The organism is Bradyrhizobium sp. CCBAU 51627 (assembly GCF_028128765.1).
Taxonomy (GTDB): domain Bacteria; phylum Pseudomonadota; class Alphaproteobacteria; order Rhizobiales; family Xanthobacteraceae; genus Bradyrhizobium.
Genome location: NZ_LBJG01000026.1, coordinates 129,624 through 148,841, shown reverse-complemented (window position 1 = coordinate 148,841; position 19,218 = coordinate 129,624). Strand labels below are relative to the sequence as shown.

Below are 19,218 nucleotides of genomic sequence, written 5' to 3'. Positions count from 1 at the left end.
GTGGTTCATGCCACCGACGCCTTCACCTTTACCGGATGAACCGCGCGGAACGCGATTGCAATCCTGTTCCAGGCGTTGATGGCGCCGATCAGCATGGTCAGGTTTACCGTTTCCGCATCGGAGAAGTGGGCACGGACCTCTTCATAAACATCGTCGGGAGCATGCGTCTCCGCGATCAGTGTCACGGCTTCGGTCCAGGCCAGCGCGGCGCGCTCGCGATCCGTATAGAGCGGAGATTCGCGCCAGGCGTTGAGCAGGTAGATGCGCTGCTCGGTCTCGCCGCGCTTGCGCGCGTCTTCGGTATGCATGTTGATGCAGAAGGCGCAACCGTTGATCTGCGAGGCCCGGATCTTGACGAGCTCGATCAGCGATTTCTCCAGACCGGTCGACTGGATCTGCTCTTCCAGCGCCATCAGCGCCTTCATCGTGTCGGGGGCAGCCTGGTAGAAATTCATGCGGGGCTTCATGGTCGTTCTCCTTACTTGTTTGGACGGATCAGTGGGCTCCGCCGGCCGATGCCTGGCCGGGTTTCTTCAGAAAGAATACAGCGATCAAGGCCACGATCAGCGCCATGCCGAGCAGATAGAACGTGTCGCTGAAGGCGAGAATATAGGCCTGCTTCTGGACGGTATGGCCGATCGCGACAAAGGCACGATGCGCGGCATCCGCACGGTCGAGCACGCCGTGATTAATGAAATACTGCGTGAGCTGTTCCAGCCGCGTGCGGGTGGCCTGCTCGAACACCGAGACCGACTGCATCAGCACGTTGGAGTGATACTGCTCGCGCTTGGTCAGGACGGTCTGCAGCAGTGCGATCCCGACTGCGCCGCCGAGGTTGCGCATCATGTTGAACAGGCCGGAGGCTGAGCCCGCATTCTCTGGCTCAATGCCTGATGTCGCGACCGCCGACAGCGGCGCCATCACCAGCGCCTGACCGACGGCGCGCACGACATTGGGCCACAATAGCTGATCGGCCGCGTAGTCGTTGGTCATGAAGATATTCATGAAGTTCGAGCCAGCGAACAGCACGAAACCGATACCGATGATGATCCGCGCGTCGAATTTCTGCATCAGGCGCGGCACCAACGGGATCAGCACGAGCTGCGGCAGTCCGGTCCACGCCAGCACCGTGCCGATCTGCTCGGCATTGTAGCCCTGGATGCGTGACAGATATTGCGGCAGGACGAACACCGAACCGTATAGCGCGATGCCGAGCAGGAAGTTGGCGAGCATGCCGAAGCCGAAATTGCGGCGGACCAGGAGGCGCAGGTTCAACAGCGGCTTCTTCACGGTCAGCTCGATGATCAGGAAGGCAGTCAGCGCCACGGCCGCGATCACGCCGAGCTTGACGATCAAGGGCGAGCCGAACCAGTCGTCCTTGTTGCCCTCTTCCAGAACGGTTTGAAGCGCGGAGAGGCCGATCGCCATGGTGATGATGCCGGCCCAGTCGCCGTCGCGGAGCAGCGACAGCTTCATCGGCTTGGGCTCGAGCGCATACCAGAGCATGCTGACCATGATCGCTCCGGGGACGAGGTTGACGTAGAAGATGTACTGCCAGCCAAAATTCTCGGTGAGATATCCGCCGATGGTTGGGCCGATCGCGGGCGCGAAGGTCGCCGACAGCGCGAACAACGCAAGGCCGACCGGCTGCTTGGCACGTGGCAGCAGCGTGATGATGAGCGTGAACGCCATCGGGATCAGCACGCCGCCGGTAAAGCCCTGCACGGCACGAAGCATGATCATCTGCGGCAGGTCCTGCGCCAGCGCGCAGGCCGCGGACAGGACCAAGAACAGGATCGCATTCGTGAGGAGATAGATGCGGATCGAGAACACCTGCGCGAGCCAGCCGGACAGCGGGATCACAACGATCTCGGCGATCAGATAGGAGGTCGAGATCCAGCCACCGTCATCGATGCCGGCGCCGATCGCGCCCTGGATGTCGGCGAGCGAGGCGTTGACGATCTGGATGTTCAGCACCGCCATGAATGCACCGAGCGTGGCGCCGATCACGGCGATCCACGTTTTGGCGGAGACGACCGGAGTCGCCGGCACAGCGGCCGGGGCGGGGATGCTGACGGCGGAAGCGGCGTCAAGGGCTGGTTGGAGCGTGCTCATGGAGGCCTCGTCTCTGATGTGGAGACAGGATGCGTCAGGCGGGTGGTTTCGATAATCGCGGAAATCTTGGAAGGATCATCCGGCAGGGCTTGATGATCCTGCCGGACTTTTCCTGGATCAGCCGCCGTTCGCGCGTGCTGCGTTGTCGGCGACGCGCTTGGTCGTCTCGCGCTCGGCTATCACGGTTGCCTTGGTGTCGACCGTCGGCACCGCCGACATGCCGGGCCGCAGCAGGCCGGTGAGACTGTGATCGTCAAGCACGATCTTCACCGGCACGCGCTGCACGATCTTGGTGAAGTTGCCGGTGGCGTTGTCGGGCGGCAGCAGCGCGAATTCGAGTCCGCTGGCCGGCGAAAGACTGTCGACATGGCCATGAAGCGTGCGATTGCGAAAGCTGTCGACATGCAGCTCGACCGGCTGGCCCGCGCGCACATGCGTGAGCTGCGTCTCCTTGAAATTAGCGACCACATAAACCGCGTCGAGCGGCACCACCGCCATCAATTGTGTGCCGGCCTGCACGTACTGGCCGACGCGCAAAGACCGGGCGCCGACTGTGCCGTCAACGGGCGCGGTGATCTCGGTATAGGACAGGTTCAGCTCGGCCTGCTCCGCGACGGCGCGGGCGCGGTCGAGCTGCGCCGCGGCCTGCGCACGCTGGGTGGTGAGCACGTCGACCTTGCGCTGTGCGGCCACCAGGCCCGACTTGGCGTGCTGCAATTGCGCATTGCTGGCGCGGAGCGCCGCATCGGTCTGCTGCGCGCGCTGGATCGTGCCGGAGCCCGACTTCATCAGATCGTCGTAGCGGGCGCGCTCTTCCTGTGCGAATTTCAGATTAGCGTCGGCCGCGGTGACGTCGGCCGTGCTCTGCTCGATGATCGGCTGTTGCAGCTCGAGCTGCGCATCGAGGTTTCGGACCGAGGCTTCGGCTGCAGCGACGTCGGCGCGGGCCTGGCCGAGCGCAGCCCTGAAATCACGGTCGTCGATTCTGGCCAGCACCTGGCCGGCTCTGACCTTCTCGTTGTCGCTGACCAGCACCTTGGCAATATAGCCGGAGACCTTCGGTGCGATGATCGTGGAATCGGCCTTCACATAGGCATCGTCGGTCGATTCGAGGTAGCGACCCGTCTTTAGGTAATCGTAGCCGTAATCGCCCGCTACGGCGATGCCGAGCGCCAACGCCAACCCGATGGCCGCCCGCCGGATCGCCTGCCGAGAGGGGCGGAGGCTGATTTTATCATTTGTTTCAGCGACGTAAGCGGCGTTTGACATAACATCCTCGCAAATTCCAACGGCCCTCATTCGAAGCAGGCACCGTTCACGCCGGTAAGATGCGTTATCGCGAGGCTTGCGATAATCCCGGAATTGCTGAAAGCATTATCCAGTCAGAGCGGATAATCGGAGCTTTAGCCATGGACCGCTTCACCAGTCTCACCGCCTTCGTCCGGGTGGTCGAAAACGGAGGATTCTCGGCCGCCGCCCGCCGGCTCGACATGTCGACGACGATGGTGAGCAACCATGTCCAGGCCCTGGAGGACCGGTTGGGGGTGCGGCTGCTGAACCGCACCACGCGCAAGGTGAGCCTCACGGAGATCGGTCAATCCTATTACGACCGCGCCACGCAGATCCTGGCCGACCTCGAACAGGCCGACGATATCGCCAGCGAATTGCAATCGGTCCCGCGCGGGACGCTGCGCATCCATGTTGCCACGCATATGGTGCCGTTCGTCGCGCCTGTGGTGGCAAAGGTCCTGTCCACCTATCCCGAGCTCAAGGTCGATTTGCGCATGGGCGAGGCCGATGTCGATCTGATCGAGGAAGGCTACGATGTTGCGCTGCGCATGATCCCGCCGCCGGACTCGAGCCTGATCGTCCGCAGTCTCGCCACCTGGCGCCACGTGCTGTGCTGTTCGCACGACTATCTCGAAAAACACGGTCGTGTGCAGAAGCTCGAAGAGCTATCTGCGCATAATTGCGGTCGCCATTTGAATTATCCGTTTGGCGACGAGTGGCGTTTCCTCGATCGCAAGGGCGTGCCAGCCTCGGTGCGCATTTCAGGCAGCTTCGTCACCAACAGCGGGGAAGCGTTGCGGAAGGTTGCGTTGGAGGGCGCGGCCGTGTGCCTGATGGCCGGCTTTCTCATCCACGACGATCTCGAAGCAGGCCGGCTGGTTCGTCTGCTGCCGGAATACCGGACCGTCGAGCTGTCGATGAATGCCGTCTATCCGCACCGCCACCATCTCTCCGCAAAGGTGAGAACTTTCATCGACCTGCTCGTGCAGCACAGCTCCGAACAGCAGAAGCTGATCAATCCGTATTCCTAGCTGGCACGATAACGCGGCTGGCACGGTGCCGTAGGGTGGCCAAAGGCGCAAAGTCAGCGTGGAGCCAGCAGCGACAGGCGATTTCAGGGCCTCTTCAATCCGCAAGGCTGACGCCTCGGTGGCGTCGCGTCAACCGGTGGCGCGCATCTTTATCGGCGAAACTGTGGTGAGATTGGTGAGCAGCCTTTCGACCTCCGGCTTCACCTTCGCGACGGCGCTGTCCTTCACTGGTCCGTAACCGCGGATCTCGATTGGCGCTTTGGCGATGGCGACGAGATCAGGCAGATGAGCTGCGTCGAGCTTACCCAGGATCTGCGCGACCACGACCTCGTACCAGGCGATCAGCTCCCGCTCGGCGCGTCGTTCGGCGGTGTAACCGAACGGATCGAGTGGGCTTCCGCGCAGCCGCTTCAAGCGCGCGAGCAGGGCCAGCGGTAGCTGGATCCACTGGCCGAAGGCGCGCTTGCGCGGACGGCCACGCGCATCGCGTCGCGACGACAGGAACGGCGGGGCGAGGTGATATCGGATGCTGAAGCCATCCTCGAATTCGCGCCGCAGCTCATCGAGAAAACCGCTCTGCATGTGCAGACGCGCCACTTCATACTCGTCCTTGTAGGCCATCAGCTTGAACAGGCTGCGGGCGACGGTCTCGGTGAGTGCCTCGCTATTGAAAGCGGCCTCGGCATTACGAACCTTTGCGACGAGCGCCCGATAGCGCGCGGCGTAAGCCTCGTCCTGGTAGGCGGTGAGGAAATCGGAGCGGCGGTCGATGATTTGGTCGAGCGTCTCGGCCTTTGGCGCGTCTTCTGTCTTTGGCAGGAAGTCAGGATCGGCAGCGGCGATCCGGCCCCAGGCAAGAGCCTGCTTGTTGCGCTCGACGGCGACGCCATTGAGTTCGACCGCGCGCAGCAGCGCTTGCAGTGAGACCGGCACCAGTCCGCGCTGCCAGGCAAAGCCGAGCATGATGATGTTGGCATAGACGGCATCGCCGAGTAGCCGCTCGGCCAGCGCATTGGCATCGATCGTATCGAGATTGTCATGACCGATGACCTGACGGATCGCGCGCAGGCGTGCGGGCGAGGCGAGATCGGCGTCGCGGAAGCGCACGACGTCGCCGGTCGGCATTTCGGCGGTGTTGATCGCGGCGCGCATCCCGCGGTGGTAGGTGCCTGAGGCCTTCGGCGAGGAGCTGACGACGAGATCGCAGCCGATCAGCGCGTCGGCCGCTCCCTGGTCGATGCGGACCTGGTGCAACGCATCGGGTGAGGCGGCGAGGCGAATATAGCTCAGCACGGGGCCGAATTTCTGCGCAAAGCCGGTGAAGTCCAGCACCGAGACGCCACGTCGTTCGAGATGCGCAGACATGCCGATCAGTGCGCCAACCGTGATCACGCCGGTGCCACCGACGCCCGTCACGAGCAAATCATAGGGATGGTCAAGCGTTAAGGGGACGGGCAGCGGAAGCGTGGCCGCGTGGCCGATCGCATCGATCTGGCTCGCACCCTTCTTCCGGCGCGTGGCGCCTTCGACGGTGACGAAGCTCGGGCAGAAGCCGTTCAGGCAGGAAAAGTCCTTGTTGCAGGCCGACAGGTTGATCTGGCGCTTGCGGCCGAACGGCGTCTCCTTCGGCTCGACGCTGAGGCAATTGGATTCGACGGAGCAGTCGCCACAGCCTTCGCACACGAGATCGTTGATATAGGCAAAGCGCTTGGGATCGGCCATCAGCCCGCGCTTGCGGCGGCGGCGCTTTTCGGTAGCGCAAGTCTGCTGGTAGATCAGGACCGAGACGCCGGGTACTTCGCGCAGCTCGCGCTGCACGGCATCCATTTCCTCACGAGGATGGATGGTGACGCCATCAGGCAGATCCGCCGGCAGGAATTGCGCGGGCTCGTCGGAGACCAGCGCGATGCGAACCACGCCCTCGGCGCGGACGCTGTGGGCGATGGCGTGAACGCTGACGGGACCGTCGACCGGTTGGCCACCCGTCATGGCGACGGCATCGTTGAACAGGATCTTGTAGGTGATGTTGGCCTTGGCGGCGATCGCCTGCCGGATCGCCATCGAGCCGGAATGATAGTAGGTGCCTTCGCCGAGATTCTGGAAGATGTGCTTGTGGCCGGTAAATCGCGATGATGCGGCCCAGTTCACCCCTTCGCCGCCCATCTGGATCAACGACGAGGTCTCGCGGTCCATCCAGCTCGCCATGAAGTGGCAGCCGATGCCGGCCAGTGCCTTCGATCCCTCCGGCACTTTCGTCGAGGTGTTGTGCGGGCATCCCGAGCAGAAATATGGCGTACGCGTCGCGCCCGCGACGTTGATGATGCGCGCCGCTTCCGGCAACAGAGCCGCCGCTCGCGCGACAAGATTAAGCCCCGGAAACATTGGATCGAGCCGGCGGGCCAGAACGCCTGCGAGCATTCGCGGCGACAATTCACCGATCCAGGAGATCAGCCGTGCTCCCTGCTCGTCGTGCTTGCCGACCATGCGCTCGGGTTTGGCGCCAGGATAGTCGTAGAAATATTCCTTGAACTGGCTCTCGATGATGCCGCGTTTTTCCTCGACCACAAGGATCTCGCGCTTGCCTTTGACGAAGTCCATGGCGTCGTGCAGCGCAAGCGGCCAGACCATGCCGACTTTGTAGATGTCGATGCCGATGCGGCGGCACGCGGCTTCGTCGAGGCCCATCAGCCGCAGCGCTTCCATCAGGTCGAGATGCGCCTTTCCCGTGGTTACAATGCCGTAGGTCGCGTCTGGAATGTCGTAGATATGCCTGTCGATCGGATTGGCTTTGGCGAAGGCATAGACCGCATGCTTCTTTGCCTCCAGTCGCTCCTCGATCTGGGGCCCCGGCAGATCGGGCCAGCGATAGTGCAGTCCATCCGATGGTGGGGTGAAATCGGGCGGTGCGAAGGCGCGCGGCGGACGCAGCGTGACGGAGGCGCCTGACTCAACGATCTCCGAGATGGCCTTGAAACCGACCCACATGCCGGAGAAACGGCTGAGTGCGTAGCCATACTCCCCGAACGCCAGGTATTCGTCGACGCTTGCGGGGTGCAGGGTCGGCATGAACCAGCTCATGAAGGCGACGTCGGACTGGTGCGGCATCGACGACGACACGCAGCCATGGTCATCGCCCGCGACCACCAGCACGCCGCCATGCGGCGATGAGCCATAGGCGTTGCCATGCTTGAGCGCATCGCCGGAGCGGTCGACGCCGGGACCCTTGCCGTACCACAGCCCGAACACGCCATCGACCTCGCGGTCGCGTTGCGTCTCGACCTGCTGCGAGCCGAGCACGGCAGTGGCCGCGAGGTCCTCGTTCACGGCCGGCAGGAATTCGATGCGGTCCTGTTCGAGGCGCTTCTTGATTCGCCAGAGTTCGAGATCGATACCGCCGAGCGGCGAGCCGCGATAACCGGAGACGAAGCCAGCGGTGTTGAGCCCGCGCGCGCGATCACGCTTCGCCTGGTCGAGCGCGATGCGGACGATCGCCTGCGTGCCCGTGAGGAAGACGCGGCCCTCCTCTCTGTCGTAGCGGTCGGAGAGTTCGTAGGCGTCGAGTGACGGAATGGCGTCCATGCGGACCTCGCGCGGCATCCTGTCGAATAGGCGAAGAATAGGCCCGGAGGGCTGGTAGGTCTTACCTACTTATCCCGACAGAAATCCTATTCTCGGTAAGATTTTGCGAAATGTGCTTTAATCTGGTAGATTTTCCCGATTTGGAGGCTGTCGATGATCGAAGACCAGGACATGCGGATACTCGCCCACCTGCAGAAGGACGGTCGCGCCACCAACCAGCAGCTTGCCGACGAGGTCGGCATGTCCACCTCCGCCTGCTGGCGCCGGGTACGTGCGCTCGAGGAGACTGGCGTCATCCGCGGCTATGCGGCCCTCGTCGCACGGGAGCAGGCGGGCTTTGCGATGTCGGCCATCCTCCATGTCTCTCTCGAGCGGCACGACGCCAAATTTGTCGACGAGTTCGTCTCGCGCGTCACCACGCGTCGCGAGGTGCTGGAGTGTTTTGCGACCACGGGGGATGCGGATTATCACCTGCGCGTTGTCGTGCAGGACATGGCGGCCTACAACCGCTTCCTCGACGAATTCATGTTTCGCATCCCTGGCATCCGCTACGTCCGCAGCAACGTGGTGCTGAAGGAGATCAAGACGGGCGTTGCGCTGCCGTTTTGAGCCTGCGTCGGTCGCACGCAGCCGTCGTTCACGTCGTCTTGGCCTCGTTGCGACGGAATAGCTGACGCAGCGACAGGACGTGCAGCAGGATCGAACTGGGCACGACGAAAGCGGGCGTCAGTACATTCGGAAAACTGTCGATGGCCACGCTCGCGCCCTGCGGAACGATCAGCTGAAACGGGCCGGGCGACATGATCATGCCCAAGGTGATTGCGACGGCGAAATCCGCAAGACCGAACACATTCCAAAGCATCGCCGCGCGCCGCCCCTCAGCCGTTCCGCTTGCAAGGGCAATCGCCGCCGGCACGGCGAAAAGGCCGGTCAGCACATCGCCTGTTCCCGCCGGCAACGCCCAGAGGCCCGGCAACGTCCCTCCCAGCCAGTAGGCAAGCCATTGGCTGCCGAAGACCCGGTAAAGCTGAAGCGCGATGAGCCAAGTGGCCGGCATGGCGTCCAGCAGCCGTCCGATCCGTTTCGACAGCAGCAGCACGGGAGCGCCGACGATCACCGGCAGCAGGATCGCCGCGGGAAGCAGCGGCAGGGGGGAGGCGCCTGCACGGAACGCACCGTCGATGGCTGCTGTCCAGGCGAGCGTGGCCCAGAGCGTGAAAGGAATCATGATGGACAGCCAGGTTGCCTGGCGCTGTTTTGGCGTCAGCGAACTGCGTTCGAGGCCGAGCCACAAGCCGAGGGCGAGAAGGCCGTAAGTCATCAGCCGAACGCCCAGGGCTGGCAAGCCGCTCTCCGGCAGTGCGGGCACCGCATAGATCAACCAGCTCCACAAGCTCGTGAACAGGGCGGCGGAGATCAGGCTGAGCCTGGCAGGATGCGGCGCAACCACGCCGGCGGAAAGGGTCTCGGTGCTCATCGGCATTCCTTTCATGGGCGTCGGCCTCTTGGCAGGCACGTCCCAGATTGCGGCTAAACTGCTGCGGTCAGGATTTCTGTGCTTCCGATCCGGGTCTCAGCAGAAGCATGAAAATGAGAGCGTGCCCGACCAAGAGCAAAGGCACGTAAAGCGCCGGAACATAAATGCCGGCGCCGATCAGGCCAGGACCCAGGATTTTCGTCACGCCCATGTAGTACGCATTCAGGAGATCAAGCGTACCCCAGATGTTGAAGATCCAGACGATCGGAATGGCGACCGGCCACCGCCAGGAGAGCGCCGCCATCGAGATGAGTGCGAGAGTGGCGGCGATGAGATCTCCCCATCCGACCTCGCTGGCGAAGTCCGGGTTCAACTCGGAGGAGACGAACCCGGCGACCATGAAGTTCATGCCCAGGAAGCGGAATGCATGGAAGGCTGCGAGAAGCCTCAACGCGTCATGGCGCGGCATTGCGCGGACAAAGGGCCACACATAGACGGAGGCCACCACTGCGCTCGTCAGCAAGGCGCCGGCGACGCTGAGGATGAATGGAAGATTGAATCCCGCTGGCACGTTCGATGTCCTTGCAATGCTTCGTCCGGTCGGATGGGGGCAGGCCTGCGGCCGGTCAGGGTTTTGCCATCAGCAGGCGGAGTGGCATGAGCGGGCCGACGGCGATGTATTCATGGTCGATGAGATCCTGTCTGGCGAGCGGCAGGGCATCCATGATCGCGTGGGCTTCTGCGACATCCCTGGCATCCAGCAGGAAGACGGCGCCTCGTCCATCGGACCGCGAATACCATTCGCGAACTTTTCCGGTGAGATAGAGCTGGACGGTCTGCCTGATTTCATCAGGCATCACGGCCATGATCTGCTCGCGCGTGATGCCCGCCTTGGCGGTCAGGATGACCATGACTCCGGTGGTCACGGGTGATGGCGCTTGTGCTTGGGCGGCGGATGGTTCGGTCATGGCGGTAGCACCTGTCAGTGTAAGGGCGAGTGTCAGGACGGCGTTGCGGATTGCCTTCATCGGTTTCACGTCTCCGGTCCGGCTCATTTGCAATCCGGATTTAGGGCGTCTAGCCGAGTGGGACTATTCGCGATAATGTTGATGGGCTATGAAGCAGAACTTCACAGTCAGGCAGGGAGCGCTCGACGGAGTCGAGGCTTTCCTCAATGTCGCCGAGCACCGCAGTTTCCGGCGGGCGGCCGCCGAACTTGGGGTAACGCCCTCGGCGATCAGCCAGGCCGTCCGTGCACTCGAAGCGCGCGTCGGGGCGGCGCTCTTCATCCGCACCACCCGCAGCGTCGGTTTGACCGAGGCCGGCGAGAGATTCTTTGCGCGCGCAAGACCGGCCTTTGAGGAGCTCGTCGCGGCCAGTGGGGCCGCGCGCGAACTCGGCCAGCGGCCCGCCGGGCTGCTGCGCCTGACTGTGCCGCGTTCGGTCGTCCCGATTCTGCTCGAGCCGCTGATCGCCTCGTTCTGTCAGGCTTATCCGGAGATCGAGGTCGAGCTTGCCGCAAGCGAGGAGCTTGTCGACCTCGCAGCCGGAGGCTTTGATGCTGGCATCAGGATGGGGCAGTTCATTTCACCGGACATGGTCGCGGTGCGGCTGACAAAGCCGTTTGCCCTGGTCATCGTCGGCAGTCCGGCTTACCTCGCAAGCCGCGGTCGGCCCGCTCGTCCGGACGAACTGCGTGAGCACGCGTGCCTGAGACTGCGACGATCCAACGGTGCGCTCGCACCGTGGTCGCTCAACGACAATGGTCGCTCGATCGAGATTGCCGTTTCGGGCCCCTTCATCGCCAACGACTTCCCGACCATGCTCGGTGCCGCCGTTGAAGGCCTAGGTCTTGCCCAAGTACCGGCGCCGCTGGCCGCTGACGCCCTCAGGACGGGAAAACTTGTGGCCGTGCTGGAGAAATTCGTGCCGATGGCCCCGGGGGTGTTCCTTTATTATCCCAGCCATCGACAAATCATGCCAAAGCTCAGAGCCTTCATCGACCATGTGAAGGGTCGATCCAGGGCCGCAAGCTAAGCTATCGTCCCTCCCTCACGAACCTGTTCCGCAACGTCCCGATGCCGGTGATCTCGATCTCGACGACATCGCCGTGCTTGATGTCAGGCGAGGCGCCATCGGTGCCCATCCAGATCACGTCGCCCGGCCACAGCGTAAAATACTTGGTCAGCTCGACCAGGAACGGTACCACGCCGAAAATCATGTCGTTGGTAGCGAAGCGGTTGGTCTCTCTGCCGTTGACCCGGACAATGGTCTCCATTCTCGCAGGATCGGCCTCAGTCTCGATCCACGGGCCCATCGGCTTGAACGTGTCGGCATTCTTCGAGCGCCACAGGCTGCGATCGGCCTTTTGCCAGCTGCGTTCGCTGACGTCGTTGCCGATGGTGTAGCCGAACACGCAATCCATCGCGTTCGCTTCGGTGAGGTGCTTCACCTTCTTGCCGATGACGACGACCAGCTCGCCTTCATAGTGAATCTTCTCCGTCGCGAAGGCGGGGATCACGACGTCCTCGTCATGCGCGATCAGCGCGTTCTGCGCGCGGTAGCCGATCTCGGGCCTGTCAGGAACGGCCGGTACCGTGCCGGCCTTGTCGGCGGCCTCCTTCAGATGCTTCAGATAGTTCAACCCGACGCAATAGAAGGTGCGCGGGATCAGCGGCAGCTCGATCTTCACGTCGCTCAGCGGATGCGTGCGTGACGTTCGCTTCCATTCGCCAAAGGGGTCGCCATCGACTGCAATCACCTGATCGCCTTCAACGAGGCCCCAGGAGGTCTTGCCGGACGCGGTGAATTTCAGCCAGCGCATGGTCGGTCCCCCCTCGTTATTCCGCCGCATCGCGCGGCTGCACTTTCCAGGCGCCGGCGGCCGGCCGCCCCAAGCCGAGATTCTCCCGCAGAGTTTTGCCGCGATAGTCCTTCTGGAACAGGCCGCGCCGCTGCAGCTCCGGCACGACATGCTGGACGAAATCGGCGTAGGAGCCGGGCACGTAAGTTGCGGCAATGACGAAGCCGTCGCAGCCGCGCTCGATGAACATTTCCTCCAGCTTGTCCGCGATCTCCTTGGGGCCGCCGACCATGGCGTCATGCACCTGGCCGCGGCCGGAGAAGGTGACGAAGTCGCGCGCGCTCGGATTGCTCTTGCCCGAATTCTTCAGCACGCCGTCGCGTATGCCCAGAATGCCCTGCATGCTCTTCAGCTCGTCCGTCGTCAGCGGTTCGTCGAGATCCTTGGAGGCGAAATCGTAATTGAGCGCTTCGGCGAGCAGTGACAGCGCGTCGATCTCGAGCGGCAGCTTGTTGATCAGCGCCATCTTGTCCTCGGCCTCCGCTTTCGTCGCTGCGCAGACCGGTGTCGTCAGGTTGCAGAGGAACAGCTCATCAGGATCGCGGCCGGTCTTCGCGGCCTCGTTGCGCACAGCCGCATAACCCTCCTTGGCCGCGGCGAGATTGCGCGCGGCGGTGAAGATCACCTCGCCCCATCGCCCGGCAAAGCGCTGGCCGCGCCCCGATGCGCCGGCCTGGATGATGACGGGGTGACCCTGCTGCGAACGCGGCACCGTGAACGGCCCGCGCGACCTGAAGGCCGGCCCCTTGTGATCGAGACGCTTCACCCTGGTGGGATCGGCGAAGCGGCCGCTCTTCTTGTCCATGATGAGCGCGCCGTCCTCCCAGGTATCCCAATGGCCGAGCACGACCTCCATGAACTCATCGGCCTTGTCGTAGCGGGAATCATGCTCAGGGTGGGAGTCGCGCCCCATGTTGAGCGCTTCGCCGTCGTTGAGCGAGGTCACGACGTTCCAGCCTGCGCGCCCGCCCGACATCAGATCGAGCGTGGCGAAGCGGCGCGCGACGTCGAACGGCTCGAAATAGGTGGTCGAGCAGGTCGCCCCCAAGCCGAGCCTGTCAGTGACCATGCCCATCGTCGTCAGCACGATCAGCGGATCCATCTTCACACAGCGGATGCCGTATTCGACGGTGTGGGCGTGGTCGTTGCCGTAGCGGTCCGGCATCGCCAGGCGATCGTCGAAGAAGGCCATGTGGAATTTGCCCGCCTCGAGAATCCGCGCGATCTCCTGGTAATAATCCGCAGACATCGAGTCGCTGCGCGAGTCCGGATGCCGCCACGAGCTCGGCAGATTCGTGCAGTTCTGCGCCTGAAGGAAACCGACCAGGACCATCTGCCGATTCATGCTGCTTTTCTCCGAAAGTGTCTTCAGGACAGATCGAGGACGGTGTCGAGTCGGTACTCGCGCGCCAGCGCGCGCAGCTTCTCCCAGGTCGCATCCTCGACCTCGATGCCGTCGCGCAGACGCTGCTGCTCGCGCACGCCCTCGATCTCGCCGGGGTAGTAGACGCCCGTACTGCCGTCGGACGGCGGTGTCGATTTCAGGTAGCGCGCGAACTCCGTGACCTCGCGCTTGAACTCCTGCAGCGGGCGGAATGCCGCGACGTTGAACACCGCCATGAAGCATCCGTCATTGTGCCGTCCCGTCGGCTCGACGCCGAAGCCGAGGCCGGTGAGCAGGCCGCAGAGCACTTCCACCATCGCGGCAAGCCCGCTGCCCTTGTAACCCTCGGTGCCGCCGAGCGGCAGCAGCGCGCCGCCCTTGCGATATTGCGTGGGATCGGTGGTGTGGCGTCCGTCGGCGTCGATGATCCAACCGGTCGGAATCGCCTCGCCGCGGGCGACCGCGAGCTGGATCTTGCCGGCGGCGACAGCTGATGTCGCCATGTCCAGATAGAACGGCGCGTCGAGATCGGACGGCACCGCGATCGAGATCGGGTTAGTGCCGAGCCGTGCCTCCTTGCCGCCGAACGGCGCCACATGCTTCGGCGAGCGACCGGAATCGGCCGTCGCAATCCCGATCATGCCCTCGCGCATCGCCATCAGCGGATAGGCGGCGAGGCGGCCGACATGGCTTTGCCGGAACACGGTGCAGGCGGCGACGTTCGCCGTCTTCGCCTTCTCGATCGTCAGCGCCATCGCCTTGGCGTTGACGTGGAAGCCGAAACCCCAGTGGCCGTCGATCACGGTCGTGGTCGGCGATTCCTGGACGATGGTCCAGGTGGCGCCAGGAACGATGTGTCCGGCCTTGATCCGATCGATATAGGTGGGAATCGCGATCACGCCGTGGGAGTCATGGCCGGCGAGATTGGCGTTGACGCATCCGATGGCCACGGCATCGGCTTCTTCCTCGGAGGCTCCGGCGGCACGGAGCAGCGCAACACTGACGCGCGTGAGGCGGTCGGCCTTGACGACGGGCATGGGGTTCCCTCGGCTTTCGTGCCCTTAAGGGCAGCTTGTTGGAAGCCATCGTCTCAAAGCGGAGCTGCGATATCAATCTCCCGTAAACCAATACAGGGCTGCAAATTCGTAAAGAGAGCGCGCCTTTGGTCGAAGGCTCGTCCCGCGCGACGGTATTTTCGACAGTTTACCGCTCCATATTCGCAGCTCGTTCACTTTGATCGCGGGTTTGCAGCGCGCAATAACGACCACTTAGGTGATCGCCGCCGATAAAGTCACCCGGGAGAAAATGGCAGAATGCCCGGGAGCTGAGATCGTGCCGACGACACTCGCGCGCACCTTTGCGGCGTTGAGCGCCATCAACGAAGCGATCCTCTATGCGAAATCGCCGGATGAGCTGTACCAGAAGGTCTGCGACGCCGGGTTTTCGAGCGGGGATTTCTTGGCTGTTGCCGTGTTTCTGGTCGGGCCGGATGGCAATCGCTTACAGTTTGCGGCCGGCTGCGGCGACGACATTCCGCGCCTGCGTTCGATTCTGATCACGACGGAAGCCGGCACCCCCGAAGGATCGGGCGTCGGCGGCGAGGCGTTTCGCGATCAGAAGCTGTGCATCAGCAACGATTATCTGAACGATCCGCGCTCGCAGGCGTGGCGCGCGGGCGCGGCCGCGGCCCATATCGGCGCGGCAGCGGCGCTGCCGCTGCTCCGCAACGGGCACAGCGTCGGCGTGCTGTTTGTGACGCGTAGCGAGCCCAATTCGCTGAACGAGCAGATGGTTTCGCTGTTCGAGCGCATGTCGGCCAACATCTCTTATGCGCTGGACAATTTCGCGCGCGAGACCGCGCAGAAAACCAGCGAGCGGGCGACGCGGCGGCTCAATCGCATGTTCGGCGCCATCAGTGCCACCAATGAAGCGATCCTGCGTGCCAAGACCGAGCAGGAGCTTTATCAGCTGGTCTGCGACGCCTCGGTTCACGGCGGCAAGTCGCTCGCAACCTTCGTTCTGCTCAAGGAGCGGGAGTCGCACTGGCTCAAGCCGGTCGCCGGGACCGGTCAGAATTTGCAGCTCGTCACCCAGACCAGCTATTCCGTCGACCCCGACAATCCCTACGGTCAAGGCATCTCCGGCCAGACGTTCCGCACCCAAAAGCCGTGCGTCGAGGACGATCTCGTCAGCCGCACCAAGGGAACGCCCTGGGAGCAAGCCAACATCAATACGGGGGTTGCCGCTTGTGTGGCGGCTCCCTTGATCAAGCACGGTGAAAGCGTCGGCGTCATCCTGTTCTTCATCAGCAAGTCCTGGGCCAAGGACGAGGAGATCGTCTCGCTCCTGCTGCGAATGGCGGAGAACGTCTCGTTCGCCATCGAGAATTTCGACCGCGAAGCCGAGAAGGCCAGGATCGCCGCGGAAGAGGAGCGGCTGGCGCTCATGTACGCTGCGCTCAGCGCGACCAATGAAGCGATCCTGCGCGCGCGCTCACGGAATGAGCTGTTCGACCTCGTCTGCGAGGCGACGGCGCAGGGTGCCAAGTTCACCTCGGCCACCATCGCGCTGGTCGATCGTCGGGCGGAGCTTCTGCGTGTCGTCTCCTGCTATGGGCCGAAGGCGGACCAGCTGCGCAACTTCACGTTCTCGACCTCCGACCGGGCGCCGGAAGGCCGCGGCTTGATCGGCACCGCGTTCCGCACGCGCCAACCTTCCGTCAGCAACGACGTGCTCGCCGATGACCGCATCGCGCCGTGGCAAGCCAGTGCACGCCGCAACGGCATTGCGTCTTCCGCGGCGCTGCCGCTGTTCAGCGGCGATCGCCTCGAGGGCGTGTTCCTGTTCAACTCTGCGGAGCGCGGCACTTTCACGCCTGAACTGGTCGAGCTGCTGCGCAAGCTCCAGGCCAATGTCGCCTTCGCGCTCGAAAATTTCGACCGCGCCGAGCAAAAGGCGCAGGCCGACAGGCAGCGCACTCGCCTCAGCGGAATGTTCGAGGCGCTGACCGCAACCAACGAAGCCATCATGCGCGCCAAGACGCGCGAGGAGCTGTTCGAGGCGGCGTGCCAGGCCGCGGTCCTCGGCGATGTATTCGCGTCGGCGACGATCGGCCTCATCGACGAGGACAGCGAGCTCGTTCGCGTCGTCGCGGTGAAGGGCCGCAACCAGAGCCAGATGATCGGACGGACCTGTATGATTTCCGCCGACCATCCCGAGGGCCAGGGGATCATCGGCACCTCGCTCCGGAACTGCCGGCCCTGCGTCATGAACGACTATCTGAACGAGCCGCGCTCTGCCTATTGGCGGACGAAGGCGATCGAGGACGGAACGCGGGCGGCCGCCAGCTTTCCGCTTCTGAGAGCAGGTCAGCAGCCAATCGGCATCCTGCTTTTTCTTGCGCCGGAACAGGACACGTTCACGCCCGATCTGGTTCAGTTGCTCGGGCGGCTCGCCGAGAATGTCTCGTTCGCGCTCGACAATTTCGATCGCGCCGACGAAAAGGCCCGCACCGAGGCGCAGAAGGAGCGCTTGACGCGCATGTTCGCTGCGCTAAGCGCGACCAACGAAGCGATCATGCGTGCGAAGTCGCGCGCCGAACTGTTCGACCTCGTCTGCCTCGCCGCATCGAACGGCGCAAAATTCACCTCGACCACCATTGCGCTGGCCAAGGCCGGCAGCGACCAGCTCGAGATCGTTTCGGCGGCGGGGCCGTCGGCCGAAACCACGCGCAACGTCCGTCTTTCCATCGACCCAGACCGGCCAGAGGGCCGCGGGATGGCCGGGACGGCGTTCCGGACCCGGCAACCCTGCATCAGCAATGACTATCTCAATGACGATCGCGTCCGGGTCTTCCACACCATCGTCCGCAAAGACGGCGCTCGGTCGGGCGCCGCGTTTCCGCTCATCGCGCACGGTCAGGCCGTCGGTGTCATGATCTACATGTCGACCGAACCGGCCACCTTCACGCCGGAATTCGTCGAGCTTCTGCAGCGCCTTGCCGACAACGTCGCCTTCGCCATGGAGAATTTCGATCGGGCCGACGAGAAGAACAAGGCCGACGAGCGGATCGAGTATCTCGCGTCCCACGACAGCCTGACCGACCTGCCGAATCGCGAAACCTTCAACAGCCTGCTGCGCGAGGCGATCGCGCGGGCGGAGCAGCACGATCACCATTTCGCGGTGCTGTTCATCGATCTCGATCGCTTCAAGGTCATCAACGATTCTCTCGGTCATGAGGCCGGCGACCTGCTCCTGCTCGAAGTCGCCGACCGGTTGCGCTATGCGCTGCGGACGAGCGACGTGGTGGCGCGGCTCGGCGGCGACGAGTTCGTGGTGATCCTCGACCAGTGCGGCGAGATCGACGACGTTCAGCGTATCGCCGGCGAGTTGCTCTCGGCGCTCGCCCAGCCCATGGAGCTCGCCGGCCACGAATGCCACACCACGGCCTCGATCGGCATTGCGATGTATCCGGCCAACGGCGCCGACGCGCAGACGCTGACCAAGAACGCCGACATGGCGATGTATCTCGCCAAGGAAGACGGCAAGAACGGCTATCGCTTCTTTTCCAAGGAAGTGAAGACGCAGTCGATCGAGCGGCTGTCGCTCGAAAGTGCGCTGCGGCGGGCACTGGAGCGCGAGCAGTTCTCGCTGAACTACCAGCCGAAGGTCGACATGGAGACGGGCCAGATCACCGGCGTGGAGGCGCTCTTGCGCTGGACCCATCCCGATCTCGGCAACGTCTCTCCGGCGCAATTCATTCCGCTTGCGGAAGAGACCGGGCTGATCGTGCCGATCGGTCGCTGGGTGTTGAAAGAGGCCTGCGCGCAGGCCATGGCCTGGCAGCGCCGCGGCCTGCTGCCGCTATCGATGGCGGTCAACCTGTCGCCGCGGCAGTTTGCCGACGAGCATCTGCTGCAGGACGTCGACGAGGCCTTGGCTGCCTCCGGCATGTCGCCGGTGCTGCTCCAGCTCGAAGTGACCGAGAGCATGATGATGCGCAATGTCGGCCGCGCGCTGAAAGTGCTCGATGCCATCCAGAGCCGCGGCATCCGTCTTGCCATCGACGATTTCGGCACCGGCTATTCGTCGATGTCGTTGATGAAGCATTTCCCGATCGACACGATCAAGATCGACCGCTCCTTCGTGCGCGACCTGCCGCAGGATTCGGAGGACCAGGCCATCGCGCAGGCCATCATCAGCATGGGCAAGGCGCTCGGCATGACCGTGGTCGCCGAAGGCGTCGAGAACGCCGAGCAGGAGGCCTTCCTGCGCACCCATGGCTGTGACGAGATGCAGGGCTTCCTGATCGCCAAGCCGCTGCCGGCAAAGCAGATGGCCGAACTGCTGCGGCCGATGGTCCTGCCCGTTGCGCCGCCGCTCCAGCCGGAGACCGACCCGGCAGTGGACGAGGCCGTGGCGCTACGGTTGAAACGCGCTGTCGTCTGACCGCAGCGGGTGCCATTCGCGGAGGATGTGA

The 19,218-nt window shown here is 63.5% G+C and carries 14 protein-coding genes; 4 read left to right on the top strand and 10 right to left on the bottom strand.

All coding sequences use genetic code 11. The annotated features are described in order from the left end of the window. Positions 1–5: 5 nt before the first annotated feature. The 3 genes from XH88_RS23230 to XH88_RS23220 form a co-directional block, all read right to left on the bottom strand. Positions 6–467 carry a carboxymuconolactone decarboxylase family protein gene (locus tag XH88_RS23230; RefSeq protein WP_271670614.1) on the bottom strand — a complete coding sequence of 154 codons (462 nt, stop codon included), beginning with the start codon at positions 465–467 and terminating at the stop codon, positions 6–8. Between the two features lie 28 nt (positions 468–495). Further along, on the bottom strand, positions 496–2,115 hold the full coding sequence (locus tag XH88_RS23225; protein ID WP_271670613.1) for an MDR family MFS transporter: 1,620 nt from the start codon (positions 2,113–2,115) through the stop codon (positions 496–498). A 117-nt stretch (positions 2,116–2,232) separates the two neighbouring features. Beyond that, positions 2,233–3,384 (bottom strand): HlyD family secretion protein, encoded by a 1,152-nt coding sequence (locus tag XH88_RS23220; RefSeq protein ID WP_271670612.1) that lies wholly within the window; start codon positions 3,382–3,384, stop codon positions 2,233–2,235. Between the two features lie 140 nt (positions 3,385–3,524). Between XH88_RS23220 and XH88_RS23215 the strand changes: the two genes are divergently transcribed. Next, on the top strand, positions 3,525–4,436 hold the full coding sequence (locus XH88_RS23215; protein ID WP_271670611.1) for a LysR family transcriptional regulator: 912 nt from the start codon (positions 3,525–3,527) through the stop codon (positions 4,434–4,436). 129 nt (positions 4,437–4,565) lie between these two features. Here the strand turns inward: XH88_RS23215 and XH88_RS23210 are convergent, their stop codons facing one another. Further along, on the bottom strand, positions 4,566–8,015 hold the full coding sequence (locus XH88_RS23210) for an indolepyruvate ferredoxin oxidoreductase family protein (protein ID WP_271670610.1): 3,450 nt from the start codon (positions 8,013–8,015) through the stop codon (positions 4,566–4,568). A 153-nt stretch (positions 8,016–8,168) separates the two neighbouring features. Between XH88_RS23210 and XH88_RS23205 the strand changes: the two genes are divergently transcribed. Then, the gene (locus XH88_RS23205) at positions 8,169–8,624 is read left to right on the top strand and encodes an Lrp/AsnC family transcriptional regulator (RefSeq protein WP_271670609.1); all 456 of its coding nucleotides are present in this window, start codon (positions 8,169–8,171) and stop codon (positions 8,622–8,624) included. Positions 8,625–8,652: 28 nt separating this feature from the next. Here the strand turns inward: XH88_RS23205 and XH88_RS23200 are convergent, their stop codons facing one another. The 3 genes from XH88_RS23200 to XH88_RS23190 all read right to left on the bottom strand — a co-directional run bounded on the left by XH88_RS23200 (position 8,653) and on the right by XH88_RS23190 (position 10,520). Then, on the bottom strand, positions 8,653–9,396 hold the full coding sequence (locus XH88_RS23200; RefSeq protein WP_271670608.1) for an MFS transporter: 744 nt from the start codon (positions 9,394–9,396) through the stop codon (positions 8,653–8,655). 163 nt (positions 9,397–9,559) lie between these two features. Beyond that, complete coding sequence (locus XH88_RS23195) at positions 9,560–10,063, bottom strand: hypothetical protein (RefSeq protein WP_271670607.1); 504 nt, start codon at positions 10,061–10,063, stop codon at positions 9,560–9,562. A gap of 55 nt (positions 10,064–10,118) precedes the next feature. Further along, positions 10,119–10,520 carry a hypothetical protein gene (locus XH88_RS23190; protein WP_271670639.1) on the bottom strand — a complete coding sequence of 134 codons (402 nt, stop codon included), beginning with the start codon at positions 10,518–10,520 and terminating at the stop codon, positions 10,119–10,121. An 88-nt stretch (positions 10,521–10,608) separates the two neighbouring features. Between XH88_RS23190 and XH88_RS23185 the strand changes: the two genes are divergently transcribed. Then, the gene (locus XH88_RS23185; RefSeq protein WP_271670606.1) at positions 10,609–11,529 is read left to right on the top strand and encodes a LysR family transcriptional regulator; all 921 of its coding nucleotides are present in this window, start codon (positions 10,609–10,611) and stop codon (positions 11,527–11,529) included. A 1-nt stretch (position 11,530) separates the two neighbouring features. Here XH88_RS23185 and XH88_RS23180 read toward each other — a convergent pair whose 3' ends face one another. From XH88_RS23180 to XH88_RS23170, 3 genes are read right to left on the bottom strand one after another with little or no spacing between them, the layout of a single operon-like run. Continuing rightward, on the bottom strand, positions 11,531–12,316 hold the full coding sequence (locus XH88_RS23180) for a fumarylacetoacetate hydrolase family protein (RefSeq protein ID WP_271670605.1): 786 nt from the start codon (positions 12,314–12,316) through the stop codon (positions 11,531–11,533). A 16-nt stretch (positions 12,317–12,332) separates the two neighbouring features. Beyond that, a complete protein-coding gene (locus tag XH88_RS23175) occupies positions 12,333–13,700 on the bottom strand; it encodes an LLM class flavin-dependent oxidoreductase (RefSeq protein WP_271670604.1) in 1,368 nt (455 codons plus the stop codon). 23 nt (positions 13,701–13,723) lie between these two features. Continuing rightward, positions 13,724–14,776 carry an Ldh family oxidoreductase gene (locus XH88_RS23170; protein ID WP_271670603.1) on the bottom strand — a complete coding sequence of 351 codons (1,053 nt, stop codon included), beginning with the start codon at positions 14,774–14,776 and terminating at the stop codon, positions 13,724–13,726. 295 nt (positions 14,777–15,071) lie between these two features. Between XH88_RS23170 and XH88_RS23165 the strand changes: the two genes are divergently transcribed. Next, entirely contained in the window at positions 15,072–19,187 is a 4,116-nt protein-coding gene (locus XH88_RS23165) for a bifunctional diguanylate cyclase/phosphodiesterase (protein WP_271670602.1), read from the top strand. Positions 19,188–19,218 lie beyond the last annotated feature (31 nt).

Excerpts from the sequence above, each read along its gene's own strand:
- XH88_RS23230 (WP_271670614.1), bottom strand. The coding sequence starts at position 467 with ATGAAGCCCCGCATGAATTTCTACCAGGCTGCCCCCGACACGATGAAG.
- XH88_RS23225 (WP_271670613.1), bottom strand. The coding sequence starts at position 2,115 with ATGAGCACGCTCCAACCAGCCCTTGACGCCGCTTCCGCCGTCAGCATC.
- XH88_RS23220 (WP_271670612.1), bottom strand. The coding sequence starts at position 3,384 with ATGTCAAACGCCGCTTACGTCGCTGAAACAAATGATAAAATCAGCCTC.
- XH88_RS23215 (WP_271670611.1), top strand. The coding sequence starts at position 3,525 with ATGGACCGCTTCACCAGTCTCACCGCCTTCGTCCGGGTGGTCGAAAAC.
- XH88_RS23210 (WP_271670610.1), bottom strand. The coding sequence starts at position 8,015 with ATGGACGCCATTCCGTCACTCGACGCCTACGAACTCTCCGACCGCTAC.
- XH88_RS23205 (WP_271670609.1), top strand. The coding sequence starts at position 8,169 with ATGATCGAAGACCAGGACATGCGGATACTCGCCCACCTGCAGAAGGAC.
- XH88_RS23190 (WP_271670639.1), bottom strand. The coding sequence starts at position 10,520 with ATGAAGGCAATCCGCAACGCCGTCCTGACACTCGCCCTTACACTGACA.
- XH88_RS23185 (WP_271670606.1), top strand. The coding sequence starts at position 10,609 with ATGAAGCAGAACTTCACAGTCAGGCAGGGAGCGCTCGACGGAGTCGAG.
- XH88_RS23180 (WP_271670605.1), bottom strand. The coding sequence starts at position 12,316 with ATGCGCTGGCTGAAATTCACCGCGTCCGGCAAGACCTCCTGGGGCCTC.
- XH88_RS23175 (WP_271670604.1), bottom strand. The coding sequence starts at position 13,700 with ATGAATCGGCAGATGGTCCTGGTCGGTTTCCTTCAGGCGCAGAACTGC.
- XH88_RS23170 (WP_271670603.1), bottom strand. The coding sequence starts at position 14,776 with ATGCCCGTCGTCAAGGCCGACCGCCTCACGCGCGTCAGTGTTGCGCTG.